Annotated in this window: 10 protein-coding genes; 5 read left to right on the top strand and 5 right to left on the bottom strand. The window is 73.0% G+C overall.

Annotation, left to right across the window (positions count from 1 at the left end):
* Positions 1–46 precede the first annotated feature (46 nt).
* Positions 47–1,198 carry a hypothetical protein gene (locus EAO72_RS43270; RefSeq protein ID WP_261991618.1) on the bottom strand — a complete coding sequence of 384 codons (1,152 nt, stop codon included), beginning with the start codon at positions 1,196–1,198 and terminating at the stop codon, positions 47–49.
* Positions 1,199–1,347: 149 nt separating this feature from the next.
* Between EAO72_RS43270 and EAO72_RS24210 the strand changes: the two genes are divergently transcribed.
* Complete coding sequence (locus tag EAO72_RS24210; protein WP_148019362.1) at positions 1,348–1,974, top strand: GNAT family N-acetyltransferase; 627 nt, start codon at positions 1,348–1,350, stop codon at positions 1,972–1,974.
* 39 nt (positions 1,975–2,013) lie between these two features.
* On the opposite strand, the gene EAO72_RS24205 is transcribed toward EAO72_RS24210, so the two are convergent.
* A complete protein-coding gene (locus EAO72_RS24205; RefSeq protein ID WP_187285193.1) occupies positions 2,014–4,314 on the bottom strand; it encodes a heavy metal translocating P-type ATPase in 2,301 nt (766 codons plus the stop codon).
* A 248-nt stretch (positions 4,315–4,562) separates the two neighbouring features.
* Here EAO72_RS24205 and EAO72_RS24200 point away from each other — a divergent pair, with 248 nt between their 5' ends.
* On the top strand, positions 4,563–5,252 hold the full coding sequence (locus tag EAO72_RS24200; protein WP_148019361.1) for a copper homeostasis protein CutC: 690 nt from the start codon (positions 4,563–4,565) through the stop codon (positions 5,250–5,252).
* Positions 5,253–5,506: 254 nt separating this feature from the next.
* Positions 5,507–8,158 (top strand): glycoside hydrolase family 9 protein, encoded by a 2,652-nt coding sequence (locus tag EAO72_RS24195; protein ID WP_410090496.1) that lies wholly within the window; start codon positions 5,507–5,509, stop codon positions 8,156–8,158.
* Positions 8,159–8,205: 47 nt separating this feature from the next.
* On the opposite strand, the gene EAO72_RS24190 is transcribed toward EAO72_RS24195, so the two are convergent.
* On the bottom strand, positions 8,206–10,284 hold the full coding sequence (locus tag EAO72_RS24190) for a HelD family protein (protein ID WP_148019360.1): 2,079 nt from the start codon (positions 10,282–10,284) through the stop codon (positions 8,206–8,208).
* 349 nt (positions 10,285–10,633) lie between these two features.
* Between EAO72_RS24190 and EAO72_RS24185 the strand changes: the two genes are divergently transcribed.
* Entirely contained in the window at positions 10,634–10,819 is a 186-nt protein-coding gene (locus tag EAO72_RS24185) for a hypothetical protein (RefSeq protein ID WP_148019359.1), read from the top strand.
* Positions 10,820–10,839: 20 nt separating this feature from the next.
* On the opposite strand, the gene EAO72_RS24180 is transcribed toward EAO72_RS24185, so the two are convergent.
* Both EAO72_RS24180 and EAO72_RS24175 read right to left on the bottom strand, forming a co-directional pair.
* Positions 10,840–12,483: a DNA repair helicase XPB gene (locus EAO72_RS24180; protein ID WP_148019358.1), complete on the bottom strand. Its 1,644-nt coding sequence runs from the start codon at positions 12,481–12,483 to the stop codon at positions 10,840–10,842.
* A gap of 594 nt (positions 12,484–13,077) precedes the next feature.
* Positions 13,078–14,142 (bottom strand): hypothetical protein, encoded by a 1,065-nt coding sequence (locus EAO72_RS24175; RefSeq protein ID WP_148019357.1) that lies wholly within the window; start codon positions 14,140–14,142, stop codon positions 13,078–13,080.
* Positions 14,143–14,218: 76 nt separating this feature from the next.
* On the opposite strand from EAO72_RS24175, the gene EAO72_RS24170 reads away from it, so the two are divergent.
* A complete protein-coding gene (locus EAO72_RS24170) occupies positions 14,219–16,678 on the top strand; it encodes a helicase C-terminal domain-containing protein (protein WP_148019356.1) in 2,460 nt (819 codons plus the stop codon).
* Positions 16,679–16,691: the final 13 nt, after the last annotated feature.

Raw genomic sequence — 16,691 nt, 5'->3', positions numbered from 1 at the left:
GGGTCGGTGGTGCGGTTCGTACGCGCCGGGGGGTGAGCGGGGGCGGTCACGTCGTGGCGGGCAGCCCGAAGTGGTCGGCGATGATCCGCATCGTGACCGCTCCGTCGGCGTTGAAGTCGGGATCGGCGTCGTACGCGGGAGTCTCCCGGCCGACGATCCCGGCGTCCAGCAGTTCGCGTATCAGAAGATCTCCGTGGCGCTGCGTCTCCCGGCCCCGGCCGACGTTGAAGTACGTCCGCGCGAATCCGCCACGACTGTTCTGGAACTGGAACGGGTGGTCCTCGCAGTGCCGAATGCTGTAGTACCGCCCGTTCGGGCAGGCGCACACGGGTGTGCCCGCCAGGAACACCGTCTCGACCCGGTCCGGCCCGCCGAAGCGCTCGTCGTAGCGGAATCCGGTGAGGAAGCCCGCCAGCTGGGACACCTCTCCACCGCGCACGTCCGCCGCGTCCCACGTCACCCAGGCCCAGCCGCCGCACTCGCCCTGCGTACGCGCCGGATACCCGGCTTCCGCACACACGGCGGCCAGCTCGGTCACATCGATGCCTCGGGCGTGGACGGCGTACGTCCCCGGGGCGATGACCGGGCGCGTCTCGCGCACCGCGCCCACCGGCTTCGTGGCCATGGCGGCGGAGGGCGCGTCGAGCGGCGAGGGGTCGCGCGACAGGGCGGCCAGCGGCGGGGAGGGCAGGCCGAAGGCGTCGGCGATCGTCCGCACCAGCCGCAGCTCGTCGGCTTCCTGGTGGTCGAAGCAGTCGTGCGCGCCGTCCTTCCACTCCTCGCACTCCGCCGCGGGACCTATCACGCCCGCCGCAAACAGCTCGGCCGACAGATAGTCCGGATTGTCGCCCACCCGCTTCTGTCGGTAGTCCTCGAAGCTGAAGAAGAGCGTGGTGCGCCCGTCGCGGTAGTACACGAAGTGGGGGCCGTGCGCCTTCGCGCTGCACGGCTCGGTCACGAAGACGACCACTTCCGCCCCCGGAGGGCAGAGCCTCCCGTAGTCGACCTCTTCGTAGTGGTGCTCCTCTCCGTTGACCATGTCGTGCACGGCCCACGCCCAGCCGTCCGCCTCGCCCTGGGCGAGCGGCTCGTGGTTCTGTTCGCGCAGCCCCTTGAAGAAGGCGTCGGCGGGCAGACCCCGGGCGAAGGCGAGGTTTGCCTCGTGGTGGGGGAACGTGCCGTGCAGCCATGTCGTCATGGTTTCGATCGTAGGCACGGCCACTGACAACGCCGCTGCCCGGAAGCCGCGTTGCCGCGCCCACGGCCCGGCCGAAATCGCACGACAGGGCCGCGCCACCTCTGAAAGGCTGCCCAGGACATTCCGTACGGCGACTGGACAGGTGGACGATGGTCTTCGCGTTGCAAGGACCGGTTCTGGAAGGTGCGCGCGTGCGCCTGGAGCCGCTGGGACGCCACCACGCGGAGGATCTCGCGGTGGCCGCGGAGGAGGACCGGAGTTCGTACCGGTTCACGTGGGTGCCCCGCGCCCATGAGGTCGAGGAGTACTTCGAGGCCCAGTTCGCCCGCGTCGTGAGCGGGAAGCTGTTCCCGTACGCGCAGATCGACCGGGCGTCCGGCCGCGCGGTCGGCGTCACGGCGTACTGGGAGCCCCGGCACTGGCTGGACGAGGACACGCTGAGCGCGATCGAGGTCGGCTTCACCTGGCTCGCCGCCTCCGCCCAGGGCTCGGGGATCAACGCCGAGGCCAAGTACCTGCTGTTCCGGCACGCGTTCGAGGTGTGGGACGTGGCGCGCGTCGACCTGAAGACGGATGCCCGCAACAGCCGTTCCCGGGCCGCGATCGAAGCCGCGGGCGCGAGCTTCGAGGGGGTGCTGCGGAACTGGTCCCGGTCGTGGGCGCCGGGCGAGGACGGAAGGCTGCGGGATTCGGCGATCTTCTCGATCACGGCCGACGAGTGGCCGGAGGCCCGGGCCCGGCTGGAGAAGCGCATCGCGCGCGGAAGCGGGGCCTGACCCACCGGTCAGACCCCGTCGAGGCGCGCGGCCGGCGCACTACACCCCGGCCCGGAATCCCCGCAGCCGCAGCGAGTTGCCGACCACGAACACCGAGGAGAACGCCATCGCGGCCCCCGCGATCATCGGGTTCAGCAGGCCCATCGCGGCCAGGGGCAGCGCCGCCACGTTGTAGGCGAAGGCCCAGAACAGGTTCGTACGGATGGTGCCGAGGGTCTTCCGTGACAGCCGGATCGCGTCCGCGGCGGCCCGCAGGTCCCCGCGTACCAGGGTCAGGTCGCCGGCCTCGATCGCCGCGTCCGTGCCCGTGCCCATGGCGAGGCCCAGGTCGGCCTGGGCGAGGGCGGCGGCGTCGTTGACCCCGTCGCCGACCATCGCGACCGAACGGCCTTCGCCCTGGAGGCGCTTGACGACGTCGACCTTGTCCTGCGGCATGACCTCCGCGTACACCTCCTCGATGCCGACCTCGGCCGCGACCGACTCGGCGACCGCCCGGTTGTCGCCGGTCAGCAGGATCGGCTTCAGGCCGAGTCGGCGCAGCCGCCGGATGGCCTCCGCGCTGGTGTCCTTCACCGCGTCGGCCACCTCGAGGACCGCACGTGCCTCGCCGTCCCAGGCGACGGCGATCGCGGTACGGCCGGCGGCCTCGGCCTCGGCCTTGCGGCGGGCCAGCTCCACGGGCAGGTGGATCTCCCACTCGGCCAGCAGCTGCTCGCGGCCCACCAGGACGGCGTGGCCCTCGACGATGCCCTGGACGCCGAGTCCGGGGACGTTGGTGAAGTTCTCGGGGGTCGGGAGTGGGGTGCCGGTGCGGTGGGTGGCTCCGGTGGCGACGGCCTGGGCGATGGGGTGTTCGGAGGCGTGTTCCAGGGCTCCGGCCAGGCGCAGGACGTCGGTCTCGGTGGTGCCGTCGGCGGTGTGGACGGTCTGGAGGGTCATCTTTCCGGTGGTGACGGTGCCGGTCTTGTCGAGGACGATGGTGTCGACGCGGCGGGTGGTCTCCAGGACTTCGGGGCCCTTGATGAGGATGCCGAGCTGGGCGCCGCGTCCGGTGCCGACCATGAGGGCGGTCGGGGTGGCGAGGCCGAGGGCGCACGGGCAGGCGATGATCAGTACGGCGACGGCGGCCGTGAACGCGGCCGTCAGGCCTTCCCCGCTGCCCAGCCAGAAGCCGAGCGTGCCGAGCGCGAGCGCGATCACGACGGGGACGAACACCGCCGAGATCCGGTCGGCCAGCCGCTGGGCCGCTGCCTTGCCGTTCTGCGCGTCCTCGACCAGCTTCGCCATCCGCGCCAGCTGGGTGTCGGCGCCGACCCGGGTCGCCTCGACGACGAGCCGGCCGCCGGCGTTCAGCGTCGCGCCGGTCACCGTGTCGCCGACCGTGACCTCGACGGGCACGGACTCGCCGGTGAGCATCGACGCGTCCACCGCCGAACTGCCCTCCACCACGGTGCCGTCGGTCGCGATCTTCTCGCCCGGGCGGACCAGGAACCGGTCGCCGGTCCGGAGATCCTCCGTGGCCACGGTGACCTCACGGCCGTCGCGCAGGACGGTGACCTCCTTCGCGCCCAGTTCGAGCAGCGCCTTCAGCGCGGCGCCCGCCTTCCGCTTGGAACGGGCCTCGAAGTAGCGCCCGGCCAGGATGAACGCGGTGACGCCGGCTGCGGCCTCCAGATAGATGTTCCCGGAGCCGTCGCTGCGGCCGATGGTCAGCTCGAAGGGGTGCGTCATGCCGGTCATTCCGGCGGTGCCGAAGAACAGCGCCCACAGCGACCACAGGAACGCGGCCGAGGTGCCGACCGAGATCAGCGTGTCCATGGTGGCCGCACCGTGCCGGGCGTTGGTCCACGCGGCGCGGTGGAAGGGCCAGGCCGCGTACGTGACGACGGGGGCGGTGAGGGTGAGGGAGAGCCACTGCCAGTTGTCGAACTGGAGCGCCGGGACCATCGACATCGCGATCACCGGCACCGCGAGCAGGACCGCGGTGATCAGCCGCTGCCGCAGCGGGCGGAGCTCGTCCGCTTCCGCCGCCCCGGCGGGGGCGTCGCCGCCGCGTACCGGCGGGGCGGGCTCGTGCGCGGTGTAGCCGGTCTTCTCGACCGTGGCGATCAGGTCCTGTACGGAGACGTCCTCGCCCCGGTAGCTGACCTTGGCCTTCTCGGTGGCGTAGTTGACGGTGGCCTCGACCCCGTCCATCCGGTTGAGCTTCTTCTCGATACGGGCCGCGCACGAGGCACAGGTCATGCCGCCGATGGCGAGCTCGACCTCTGCGGCGACGCCGGTACCGGCGGAACCACTGGGGGCAGTGGTGCCGGTGGTGGCTGCGGTCTGCGCGGACACGGGGGCCTCCTTCGCTCGTTCCTCATACCCCTAGGGGGTATGTAGTGATGGCTCAGGTATACCCCCTACCCCTATGCGAACGCAAGGGTGATCTGCGATGGAACCGCGGACCGCGCGCCTCCGGTCGAGGGCCGCGCCTCCGGCCTCGCGTATCTTCACGTTCACGGTGAGGCTGCGCCCCCGGCCTACCGCCCCGTAGGCTGGCATTGGACTAGACCTATAGATGGTTTCTGGAGGATTGGGTTCCCATGAGCAACCGTGCAGTCCTGGAGGTGATCGCTCTCGACGCGGAGGACGCGGTCGCGGCCCAGGCGGGTGGTGCGGACCGGCTTGAGCTGGTCACCGACATGGCGGCGGACGGCCTCACCCCGTCCTGCGCGACGTTCGCGGCGATCCGCGCGGCGGTGGACATCCCGCTGCGGGTGATGCTCAGGGTGGCGGACGGCTTCGCGGCCGGCGACGTCGGCGTACTCGTCCGCAAGGCGCGCGAACTCCGGGCGGAGGGTGCGGACGAGTTCGTGCTGGGCTTCCTGGACGCGGACGGCAACCCCGATCTCGTCGCGGTCGAGCGGATCGTCGCCGAGCTGGACGGCTGCAGCTGGACGTTCCACCGGGCGATCGACCGCGCCGCCGACCGGGACGCGCTGCGCAAGTCGCTCGCCGATCTGCCGGGCCTGGACACCTACCTCACGGCGGGTTCGCCCGCCGGGGTGGACGACGGCATCCCCACGCTGATCGTCGAGGCGGCGCGCAAGGGTGAGCCGGGGTACGAGCCGCAGATCCTCGTGGGCGGCGGCCTGCGCCTGGAGCACCTGCCGGAGCTGCTGGGTGCCGGCATCGACGCCGTGCACATCGGCGGAGCGGCCCGGCCGGGCGGCTGGGCGGGCCCGGTGGACGTGGCGGCGGTACGGGAGTGGCGGGACGTGCTCGACGCGTAGGAATCGCGCGGCAGAGGTGGCGGGGCGGGATGCCGGGACACGGCAGCCCGCCCCCTGTTGGTTTCCGCCAGGCGTCCGCAGGCTCGTGCTGTCACGACCCTGGCGCAACAAACACCCCGGGCTTCACAATGACGACACGGCGGTGTGGGAACGCTCCCACGGTGCCTCCCCGGCATTTTCTCTTGCTCATGGGAGCGTTCCCACCGCTCATCCGTCGCGCGATGCACCACCAGCCCCCTACCGAAAGGCCCCCGGTGAACGCCTCTCCGCCCCCGTCCCCCACCGGTCGCGCCCGCGCCCGGCGCGGGCGCCGCGTGCTTGGCACGTTAGCCCTCGCCGCCCTGTTCGGCGGTGTCCTCACCGTACCGGGCGCCGCCGCCGAGGACGCCGACCCGGCCCCGGAGCAGATCACCAACGGCGACTTCGCCGCCGGCACGGCGCCCTGGTGGTGGACCGCCAACACCGCCGCCGCCGTCACGGACGGCCGGCTCTGCACCGATGTACCGGCCGGAACGGCCAACCCGTGGGACGTGATCGTCGGCCAGAACGACATCCCGCTCGTCGCGGGGGAGACGTACAGCCTCACCTACACGGCCACCGCCACCACCCCGCTGTCCATCCACACCAATGTGCAGCTGGCCGTCGACCCGTGGACCACCGATCTCTCCTCGACCGATCAGATCGGCACCGAAGCGGTCCCCGTCACGCACTTCTTCACCGCCACCGCGGACCGCGACGCCGCCCAGCTCGCCTTCCAGATCGGCGGCAGCGACGAGGCGTCCACCTTCTGCCTCGACGACGTGTCCCTGCGCGGCGGCGCCGAACCGCCCGTGTACGAGCCCGACACCGGCTCCCGCGTCCGCGTCAACCAGGTCGGCTACCTCCCGCAGGGCCCCAAGGAAGCCACCCTGGTCACCGACGCCACCGAGCCCCTGCCCTGGACGCTCAGGGCCGCCGACGGATCGGCCGCCGCCACCGGCACCACCGTCCCGGGCGGCATCGACCCGACCTCACGCCAGAACGTCCACACCTTCGACTTCGGTGACGTCACGACCTCCGGCGACGGGTACACCGTCGAGGCGGACGGGCAGGTCAGTGAGCCCTTCTCCATCGGGGCCGACCTCTACGACGCGCTGCGCGGCGACTCGCTCGCGTACTTCTACCAGAACCGCAGCGGCATCGCGATCGACGCGGACCTGGTCGGCGAGCAGTACGCGCGCCCGGCCGGACACCTCGACGTCGCCCCCAACAAGGGCGACACGGACGTGCCCTGCCAGCCCGGCGTCTGCGACTACCGGCTCGATGTGCGCGGCGGCTGGTACGACGCCGGTGACCACGGCAAGTACGTCGTCAACGGCGGCATCGCGGTCGCCGAGCTGATGGCCACCTACGAGCGGACCCTGACGGCCGACGGCGCCGAGGCCGCCGAACTCGGCGACGGCGCGCTGCGGGTGCCCGAGCACGGCAACGACGTGCCGGACATCCTCGACGAGGCGCGCTGGGAGCTCGACTTCATGATGCGCATGCAGGTCCCGGCCGGGCAGCCGCTCGCCGGAATGGTCCACCACAAGATGCACGACGCCCAGTGGACCGGCCTGCCGCTGCTGCCCCATCTCGACCCCCAGCAGCGCGAGTTGCATCCGCCGTCCACCGCCGCGACCCTCAACCTGGCCGCCGCGGCCGCCCAGTGCGCCCGGCTCTACGCCCCGTACGACGCGGACTTCGCCGACCGGTGCCGCACGGCAGCCGAGACGGCGTGGACCGCGGCGAAGGCCCACCCGGACGTGCTCGCCGACCCCAACGACGGTACGGGCGGCGGCACCTACAGCGACAACGACGTCTCCGACGAGTTCTACTGGGCCGCAGCCGAACTCTTCACCACCACCGGCGCCGACACCTACCGCCAGGCGCTCCTCGGCTCGCCGCTGCACGGCGACACCGACAAGGTCTTCCCGGCCGACGGCGGCATGTGGTGGGGCGGCACCGCCGGACTCGGCGTCCTGACCCTGGCCACCGTCCCCAACGACCTCACCGCCGGCCAGCTCGCCGAGGTCCGCACCGTGGTGACCACGGCCGCCGACCGCTACGCCGCCCAGACCCAGGACCAGCTGTACGGCGTCCCGTACGCCCCGGCCGGCCAGAACTACGCCTGGGGCTCCAACAGCCAGGTGCTCAACAACATGATCGGGCTCGCCACGGCGGCCGACCTCACCGGGAAGGCCGGGTACCGCGACGCCGTCCTGCGCGGCGCCGACTACCTCTTCGGGCGCAACCCGCTGAACCAGTCCTACGTCACCGGATACGGCGAGCGCAGCTCCCAGAACCAGCACCACCGGACCTGGGCGCACCAGAGCGACCCCGATCTGCCCCATCCGCCGGCCGGCTCCCTGGCGGGCGGACCGAACCTCACCGCTCCCACCTCCGGCGACCCGGAGGCCGCGGCCAAGCTCACGGGCTGCGCGGCGGCGATGTGCTACCTCGACGACATCGGCTCGTACGCCACCAACGAGGTCGCCATCAACTGGAACGCGCCGCTGGCCTTCATCGCCTCCTACCTGGACGACGCCGGTGACGGGGCGGGCCCGGTCCGCGCCTGCCGCGTCACCTATTCCTCGCACCCGTGGAGCACCGGCTCGACCACCACGGTCACGGTGAAGAACACCGGAACCCAGGCGCTCACCCCCTGGTCCCTGACCTGGCTGCTGCCGGGCGACCAGAAGCTCAACCACACCTGGAGCGCCGAACTCGCCCAGTACGGGCGTACGGTCACCGCCGCGCCGCTGTCCTGGAACCGCACGCTCGCACCGGGTGCGGCGGTCGACTTCGGGTTCAACAGCAGCGTCCTGGGCGCGGCCGCAGACCCGGGCACGGTCAAGCTGAACGGGAGGGCCTGCACGGCCGGCTGACCGGACGCGGGGCCGGGGCGGTCCGGCCGCCCCGGCCCCCGCACACGTCAGCCCAGTTCCTCCGGCAGCGGCGCCGCGTGAAGGACGATCAGCCCCGACACCGCACGGGTCAGGGCCACGTACAGCCGGCGCAGCCCGGTCCGCTCGTCGGGCTCGCCATCGACGACCGCGGCCGGTTCGTCCAGCACCACGTAGTCGTACTCCAGGCCCTTCGCCAGCGACGCCGGGACCAGCGTCAGCCGGGACTCGGCGGTCGTCTCCTGGCCGGGGGAGAGATAGGCGTGGCCCGCCGCGGTCAGCGCCTCGGCCAGCGCGGGGATACGCGCGTCGGCGGCGATCAGACCGGTCGAACCCTCCTGCTCCAGCGACTCCGCACACGCCGCGACGACCGCCGCGTCCAGCGCGCCGCTGTCCGCGGCCCCGACCTCCCGCACCGACAGCGAACCGGGCGACTCCCGCACCGACTCCACCGCCGCGAGCCCGGGCGAGATCACCGGCAGCAGCCGGGAGGCGTACGCGATCACCTCGCGCGGCACACGGAAGCCCGCCGTCAGCTCCTCCACCAGCGCGTCCGGCTTGCCCAGATGGTGCAGCGCCTGCTCCCAGCTCTGCGTCGACCACGGCGTCGTGCCCTGCGCCAGGTCCCCGAGCACGGTCGCCGAACCGGTCGAGCACCGCCGGCCGACCGCGCGGTACTGCATGGGGGACAGGTCCTGGGCCTCGTCGATGACGACATGGCCGAGCGAGTGCGTACGCGCCACCAGATCGGTCGCCTCGTCGATCAGCACCGCGTCCGCAGCCGACCACTTCGCCGCCTTCACGCTGCGGGCCGGCTTCGTCCACAGGATGGTCTTCTGCTCGTCCTCGCTCAGCAGCCCGTCCGCGTGCGCGGCCAGGAACTCCGGGTCCGACAGCAGCCGCAGCACCAGCTTCGACGGTTCGACCGCCGGCCAGAGAGCCTTCACCGCGGCCTTCACCGCCGGGGTGCGGGCCACCGCGTTCTGCACCCGGTCGTCCGGCGCCTCGCCCGCCTCCTCCATCCGCACCAGCACGGCGTGCGCGATGCGCTGCGGAAGCGCCTCGTGCGCGGCCCCGTACCGCATGTCCCGGGCCAGCAGCTCCTTGACCATCTCCTCGATCTCGTACGCCGGGACCCGCCAGCGCCGCGACCCGCGCACCACCACGACCGGTTCGACGGGCATCGTCACGTGCGAACGGATCGCCCTCCGCAACACCTCCGCCATCCGGGCGTCACCCTTCACCACGGCGGCCCGCGCCTCGTCGGTGGACCGGACCTCGACGTGCGCGGTCACCAGGTCGTCGACCGTCGCCTGCTTGACCTCCAGCTCACCGAGGGCCGGCAGGACCTGCTCGATGTAGTGCAGGAACGACTTGTTCGGCCCGATGACGAGCGTCCCGGTACGAGCGAGGCGCTCGCGGTGCGCGTACAGCAGATACGCGACCCGGTGCAGGCCGACGGCCGTCTTCCCGGTGCCGGGCCCGCCCTGGACGCACACGGTGCCGCCGAGCTCGCTGCGGACGATCTCGTCCTGCTCGGGCTGGATCGTCGCGACGATGTCACGCATCGGGCCGACACGGGGCCGCTCGATCTCCGCCTGGAGGAGCTTGCTCGTCTGCGCCGCCTCGGACGGGTCGGTCAGATGCTCGTCCTCGTACGCGGTCAGCTCGCCGCCCGTGTAGCCGAAGCGGCGCCGCTGGCCGACGTCGAGCGGGTCCTTCCGGGACGCCCGGTAGAACGGCTGCGAGACCGGAGCACGCCAGTCGATGACCATCGGATCACCGTCGGCGTCATGTACGTGGCGGCGCCCGATGTAGAACTGCTCGCCCTCCGCGCCCTCGGCCTGCGCCGCACCCACCACATGGAGGTAGTCCAGCCGGCCGAAGAACAGCGGGGTGTGGGAGAGGTCGGCGAGCGACTTGATGCGGTCGGCGATCTGGGCCTGGAGCACGGCGGCGTTCACCCAGTTCGCCGTGACATCGCGGATGTTCAGGGCCTGGGCGTCCTCGCGCATGGCGCGCAGAGCGGCGCGTGAGGCGGCGAGATGGGCGCGCTCATGGGCGAGGGGGTCGGTGGTGGTGTCGCTTTCGTGTGCGTGCGCGGGCACGGTGTTGCCTCCGGCATTCAACGCAGGACGGCGGACCGCACCTCGTCCCCGGTCACTGCTCGGGACGATGCGGTCCGCTCGGGAATCGATCACTGGCTGTCGGCCGGTTTCCGTCCGGTCGGCGGCGCTCCCCCGGCTGCCGGCGCACGTCCTCGGGGACGGCCGGTACCACGGTGCGGGAGGCGGGCAGACCGGCGATTGTATCGACCGCCCCTGCCCGACGCGAACGAATATCGCGCGGGTCCATCCCGTAGGGGACGGCGTGCGACCCCAGAGGTAGACGCACGCCCCCGCGCTTCAGCCTCCGGACCGACGCCGCGCCGCACCCGTCCGGAGCACCATGGAAGACATGAGCAGCGTCACCCTGAACCCGCGAAGGACCGGCCCCGCGCACGGCGCGACCGCGGCCACCGGTCACCACCACAGCCACCGCGCCCAGGACGCGCTGCGCGCCGTCAAGGTCTACGTACGGGCAGCGTTCGGCGTCGTCGTCCTCGGCGAGTACGCGGAGGAGGCGGGCGTCCGCAGGCGCTGAACCCGCCTCCTCCCTGCCCGTCAGCTGTCCGACAGCAGCTCGTCCGCGTCCACGATCCGGTACGCGTAGCCCTGCTCGGCCAGGAACCGTTGGCGGTGCGCCGCGAAGTCCTGGTCGATCGTGTCGCGCGCGACCACCGAGTAGAACCGCGCCTCGTGCCCGTCCGCCTTCGGCCGCAGCACCCGGCCCAGCCGCTGCGCCTCCTCCTGACGCGAACCGAACGTGCCCGACACCTGAATGGCGACGGTGGCCTCCGGCAGGTCGATCGAGAAGTTCGCCACCTTCGACACGACCAGCACGCTGATCTCGCCCTCCCGGAAGGCGCCGAACAGCTTCTCGCGCTGGGCGTTGCTGGTCTCGCCCTTGATCACCGGGGCGTCCAGATGCTCGCCCAGCTCGTCGAGCTGGTCGATGTACTGGCCGATGACCAGCGTCTGCTCACCCTGGTGCTTGCGCACCAGCGCCTCGGTGACCTTCCGCTTCGTCGCGGTCGTCGCGCAGAACCGGTACTTCTCCTCGGCCTCGGCGGTCGCGTACGCGAGCCGCTCGCTGTCCGTGAGGTTGACCCGTACCTCGACGCAGTCGGCGGGCGCGATGTAGCCCTGCGCCTCGATCTCCTTCCACGGAGCGTCGAACCGCTTCGGCCCGATCAGCGAGAAGACGTCCGACTCGCGGCCGTCCTCCCGCACCAGCGTCGCCGTGAGGCCGAGCCGGCGCCGGGCCTGGAGGTCCGCGGTGAACTTGAAGACGGGCGCGGGCAGCAGATGCACCTCGTCGTAGATCACGAGCCCCCAGTCGCGGGAGTCGAACAGCTCCAGGTGCGCGTAGACGCCCTTACGGCGGGTCGTCAGCACCTGGTACGTGGCGATGGTGACCGGCCGGATCTCCTTGCGCGTACCGCTGTACTCGCCGATCTCGTCCTCGGTCAGCGAGGTCCGCTTCACCAGCTCGTGCTTCCACTGCCGGGCCGAGACGGTGTTCGTGACCAGGATCAGCGTGGTCGCCTTGGCCTGCGCCATCGCGCCGGCCCCGACCAGCGTCTTGCCCGCGCCACAGGGCAGCACGACGACCCCGGACCCGCCGTGCCAGAACCCCTCGACGGCCTGCTGCTGGTAGGGCCGCAGTGCCCAGCCGTTCTCGTCCAGCTCGATCGGGTGCGCCTCGCCGTCCACGTATCCGGCGAGGTCCTCGGCGGGCCAGCCCAGCTTCAGCAGCGTCTGCTTGACCTGCCCGCGCTCGGACGGGTGCACGGCCACGGTGTCCGGGTCGATCCGGGCGCCGACCAGCGGCTGGACCTTCTTCGACCGGAGGATCTCCTCCAGGACCGGCCGGTCCGTGGAGGTCAGCACCAGCCCGTGGACCGGGTGCTTGGAAAGCGTGAGGCGGCCGTAGCGGTCCATCGTCTCGGCGATGTCGACGAGCAGCGCGTGCGGTACGGGGTAACGCGAGTACTTCACGAGCGCGTCGACGACCTGCTCGGCGTCGTGCCCCGCCGCGCGGGCGTTCCACAGCCCGAGCGGGGTCAGCCGGTAGGTGTGGATGTGCTCGGGCGCACGCTCCAGCTCCGCGAACGGGGCGATCACACGGCGGCAGGCGTCGGCCTGCTCGTGGTCGACTTCGAGGAGCAGCGTCTTGTCGCTCTGGACGATGAGGGGTCCGGTCACGCGCTTCGGCCCTTTCTGCGGGGCCGCCCGGAGGCGGCGGGTTGGCCAAACCTCCAGTGTGCCGTATGCCGGTGCGGTGTGGGGTTCCCGCGGGTGCGGTCTGGGGTTCCCGCGGGTGCGGGGTTCCGTCCTCAAGCGCCGGACGGGCTKGGGTGGTGCGGGTCTCCCCGCSGGGTGCGGGTCGCCTGCGCCGGTGGTGGGGGTCCGGGGCCCCTCCGGGGAGATCTCCTCGGACGCCGCACGTTCCGCCGGTACGTGAAGGACCCGGGTCGATGTGCGTCGTCCTGCGGGGACTCCCCTGCACGGCCCCGGACCGGCCGTCCCGCGTCTGCGACGGTCGTCACTCCGGTGTGCGGACGCGGCTGATGCCGGGTGGGGSCGTGCAGGGGAGTCCCCGCAGGAAATGGCGTACGACCCGGGTCAATCGCGTACCCGGGTGAACACGCCAGTTCCGAGGAGATCTCCCCGGAGGGGCCCCGCCCCCACCCACCGGACGTGACGCGCACCCCACGGGTGGCCCGCCACCCCAAGCCCGTCCGGCGMTTGAGGACGGAACCCCGCACCTGCGGGGGACCCGCACCCGGGGCAACACCGTCACCGCCCGCCCGGCCGAGGGCCCCGTGCTCGCCACACCAGGTAGAGCGCGGAGGCCATGGCCGCGCCCCGCAGCACCCACGGCCAGGCGTCGCCGATCGCCGGGGTCATCTGGCCCTCCGCGATGGGCGCGCCCCAGCGGCCGTCCATCCGGCCCCACAGCCAGACGAGGGCGCCCGCCGCGACGATCCCGGGCAGCCCCATCACCGCCCACTTCGCCTCCGCGCGCGACAGCTTGCGGGAGCTGTACGCGAGCAGCCAGCCGCCCGCCAGGGCCAGCAGGGCCTGCGGGGCGTCCATCACCGCACCGGCCACCAGCAGCGCGGCGGCCACCAGGAGGAGGGGGTGCGAGAAGCCGCGGGGCGGGGCGTCCTCAGGGGCACGGGCGCGGCGCAGCCGGGGCAACCGCCTCCGGCGCGGCGCCCCGGCCTCCGCCTCCGCCTCCTCGAACTCGTCCTCCGCCTCCTCCTCGAACTCCTCGTCGTCCTCGTCGTCCTCCGCCGCCACCGGCGGCCTCAGCACCGCCGGGATCTCCACCCCGCCCCGGAAGCCCGGCACCTCGGTTCCCGCGCCGAACTCACCGGTGTCCCCGAACCGGCCCGGGGCCACGCTCCACCAGTCCGTGTCGTCCCCCGACGGGCCGAGTTCGTCCGACCCCGCCCGGTGCGGCGGGGACGGCGCCGGGCGGGGCGACGCCCTCGAAGCGGACTCCCGCGCTTCCGACGCGCCCTTGCGCGAACCCTCTTTCCGGAGCCTCGCCCGGCGCGGGCGCGGGATGCCCGCCGGCGGYGCGCCGCCCGTGTCCGGCTCCTGCGGGAGCAACGGGGTGCCGTCGTCCGACGAGGCCGCGGCCGCGACCAGTTCGTCGGGGGTGCCGAGCTTCCCGATGATGCGGCGCACCGCCCCCGGGGTGTCCGCGGCCTGCGCCACCCGCTGCCGGTCGATCTCGCCCCGCAACTCCGACACGAGTCTCATCCGGGTGCCCGAGGACAGCTGTTGCTGCTGTGCCAGGTCGCCGACCCGGCTCAAGTAGTCGTAGACCAGCTGGTCGCTCTCGATCCCCACGCGATCGTTCCCCTCCTGCCGCCCTGCACCGACGGTAGCGTCCTCGGGCCTGTCCGGAGCGACTACCGTGGGACGGATGGGGATGACCACACCACCGCGGACGCTCGCCGAGGCTCTGCGCGCCCGGGACGACGAGTCACTGGCCGGGCTGCTGCGTGCCCGCCCGGATCTCCTCAACCCCGTGCCCGGCGACATCACCCAGCTCGCGACACGCGCCGGCACCCGTGCCTCCGTCGTCCGCGCCCTGGAGCACCTCGACCGCTTCGCCCTGCAGACCGCCGAGGCCCTGGCCGTCGCGCCCGACCCGGCGCCGTACGACATCCTGCTGGGCCTGCTCACGGGTGACGGCCGGGACGACGGGGAGCACCGGGACGACGCGGGTGCCGCGATCGTGGCGGCGCTGCCCGGCGCCCTCGGCACGCTGCGCGAACAGGCCCTCGTCTGGGGCGAGAACGACCGGCTGCGCCTGGTGCGCACCGCCCGTGAACTGCTGTCGCCGTCTCCGCAGCACCCCTCTCCCACCGGTCTCGGGCCGACCGTCTCCGAGGCCACCGCCGGCATGTCACCCGGCCGGCTCCAGGAGATCCTCAAGGAGGCGGGGCTGCCCGCCACCCATGACCCGGTCTCCGCGGTCGGCGCCCTCTCCGCGCTGTTCACCGACCGCACCCGGATGGGCGAACTCCTCGACACCGCCCCGGTGGAGGCCCTGTCGGTGCTGGACCGGCTGGTCTGGGGCCCGCCGTACGGCGAGGTCACCCCGAACCCGACGCCGCCCGTGAAGTGGCTGCGCGACCGCGGGCTCCTGCTGCCCGTGTCGACCCGCACGGTCGTCCTGCCGCGCGAGGCCGCGCTGCATCTGCGTGCGGGGCGCGCCCACCGCGTGCCGGAACCGCAGCCGCCCGCCCTCGCCACCGTCGCCGAACGCGATCCACAGGCTGTGGACAGCGCGGCGGCCGGTCAGGCGTTCCTCGCGGTGTCCACCGTCGAGGAACTGCTCAAGAGCTGGAACGGCGGCGGCCCCGCCATACTGCGGGCCGGCGGCCTCAGCGTCCGCGACCTGAAGAAGACCGCCGCCGCCCTGGACGTCTCGGAACCCGTCGCCGCGTTCTGGATCGAACTCGCCTACGCGGCCGGGCTGCTGGCCTCCGACGGCGAGGCGGACGAACGGTACGCGCCGACTCCCGCGTACGACGAGTGGACGGAACTGTCCGCCCAGGACCGCTGGGCGGACCTCGCCTCCGCCTGGCTCGCCGCCACCCGCACCTCGGGCCTGGTCGGCGGTCAGGACGCCAAGGGCCGCGCCCTGTCCACCCTCGGGCCCGAGCTGGACCGCTCCGCCGCACCCGAGGTCCGGCACCGGGTCCTGGCCCTGCTCGCCGCGCTGCCGCCCGGCACCGCGCCGGATCCGGAGTCCCTGCTCGCCCGGCTCCGCTGGGAACGGCCGCTGCGCGGCGCCTCCGCGTCCGCCGGGGACACCACCGACCTCCGGTCCCGGATCGCCCTGTGGACGCTGAACGAGTCGGAGCTCCTCGGCATCACCGGCCGCGGCGCCCTCGCCTCGCAGACCCGTGCCCTGCTCACCGGCGGGCGCGCCGAGGCCGCCGCCCGGCTCGCCCCGCTCATCCCGGAGCCCCTCGACCACGTCCTGCTCCAGGCCGACCTGACGGCCGTCGCCCCCGGCCCGCTGGAACGGCCCCTCGCCGACATGCTCTCCGCCCTCGCGGACATCGAGTCCAAGGGCGGCGCGACGGTCTACCGCTTCACCCCCGGCTCCGTACGCCGCGCCCTGGACGCCGGGCAGTCCGCCGCCGACCTGCACGCCTTCCTCGCCGCGCACAGCCGCACACCGGTGCCGCAGCCCCTCAGCTACCTCATCGACGACGTGTCCCGCCGCCACGGCCATCTGCGGATCGGCGCCGCCTCCTCGTACGTACGCTGCGACGACGAGGCCGTCCTCAACGAGATCCTCGCCGACAAGCGCTCAGCGACCCTGCGGCTGCGCCGGCTCGCGCCGACGGCCCTGGCCGCCCAGATCGACCCGGCGTCGCTCCTCGACGGCCTGCGCGAGATGGGGTACGCGCCCGCCGCGGAGTCCGCCGAGGGCGACGTCCTGATCACCCGCGCCGGTGCCGTCCGCACACCGCCGCGCACGGCCCCCGTCCCCGTGCCCGAAGGTCCGCCGGTGCCCGACCCGACCCTGCTCGGGGCGGCGGTCCGGGCGATCCGGGCCGGGGACACGGCGGCGACGGTCGTCCACAAGGAGACCGGCCCCGCTTCGTCGGCCTCCGCGTCGGGCGCCCTGCCCCGCACGACCTCCGCCGAGACCCTGGTGACCGTCCAGGCCGCGGCGATGACGGGCTCGGCGATCTGGATCGGCTACGTCAACGCGGAGGGCGCCGCCAGCCAGCGCGTGATCGCCCCGGTCCGGGTCGAGGGCGGCTACGTCACCGCGTACGACCACACGGCGGACGAGGTCCGCACGTACCCGCTCCACCGGATCACGGGCGTGGCGGAACTGGCCGACGACCAGACGTGACGTGACTCCTTCC

The sequence above is a fragment of the Streptomyces sp. OR43 genome (assembly GCF_008042275.1).
Lineage (GTDB): Bacteria > Actinomycetota > Actinomycetes > Streptomycetales > Streptomycetaceae > Streptomyces.
Note: the sequence above shows the minus strand (reverse complement) of the source record. Positions and strands in the feature narration are given on the sequence as shown.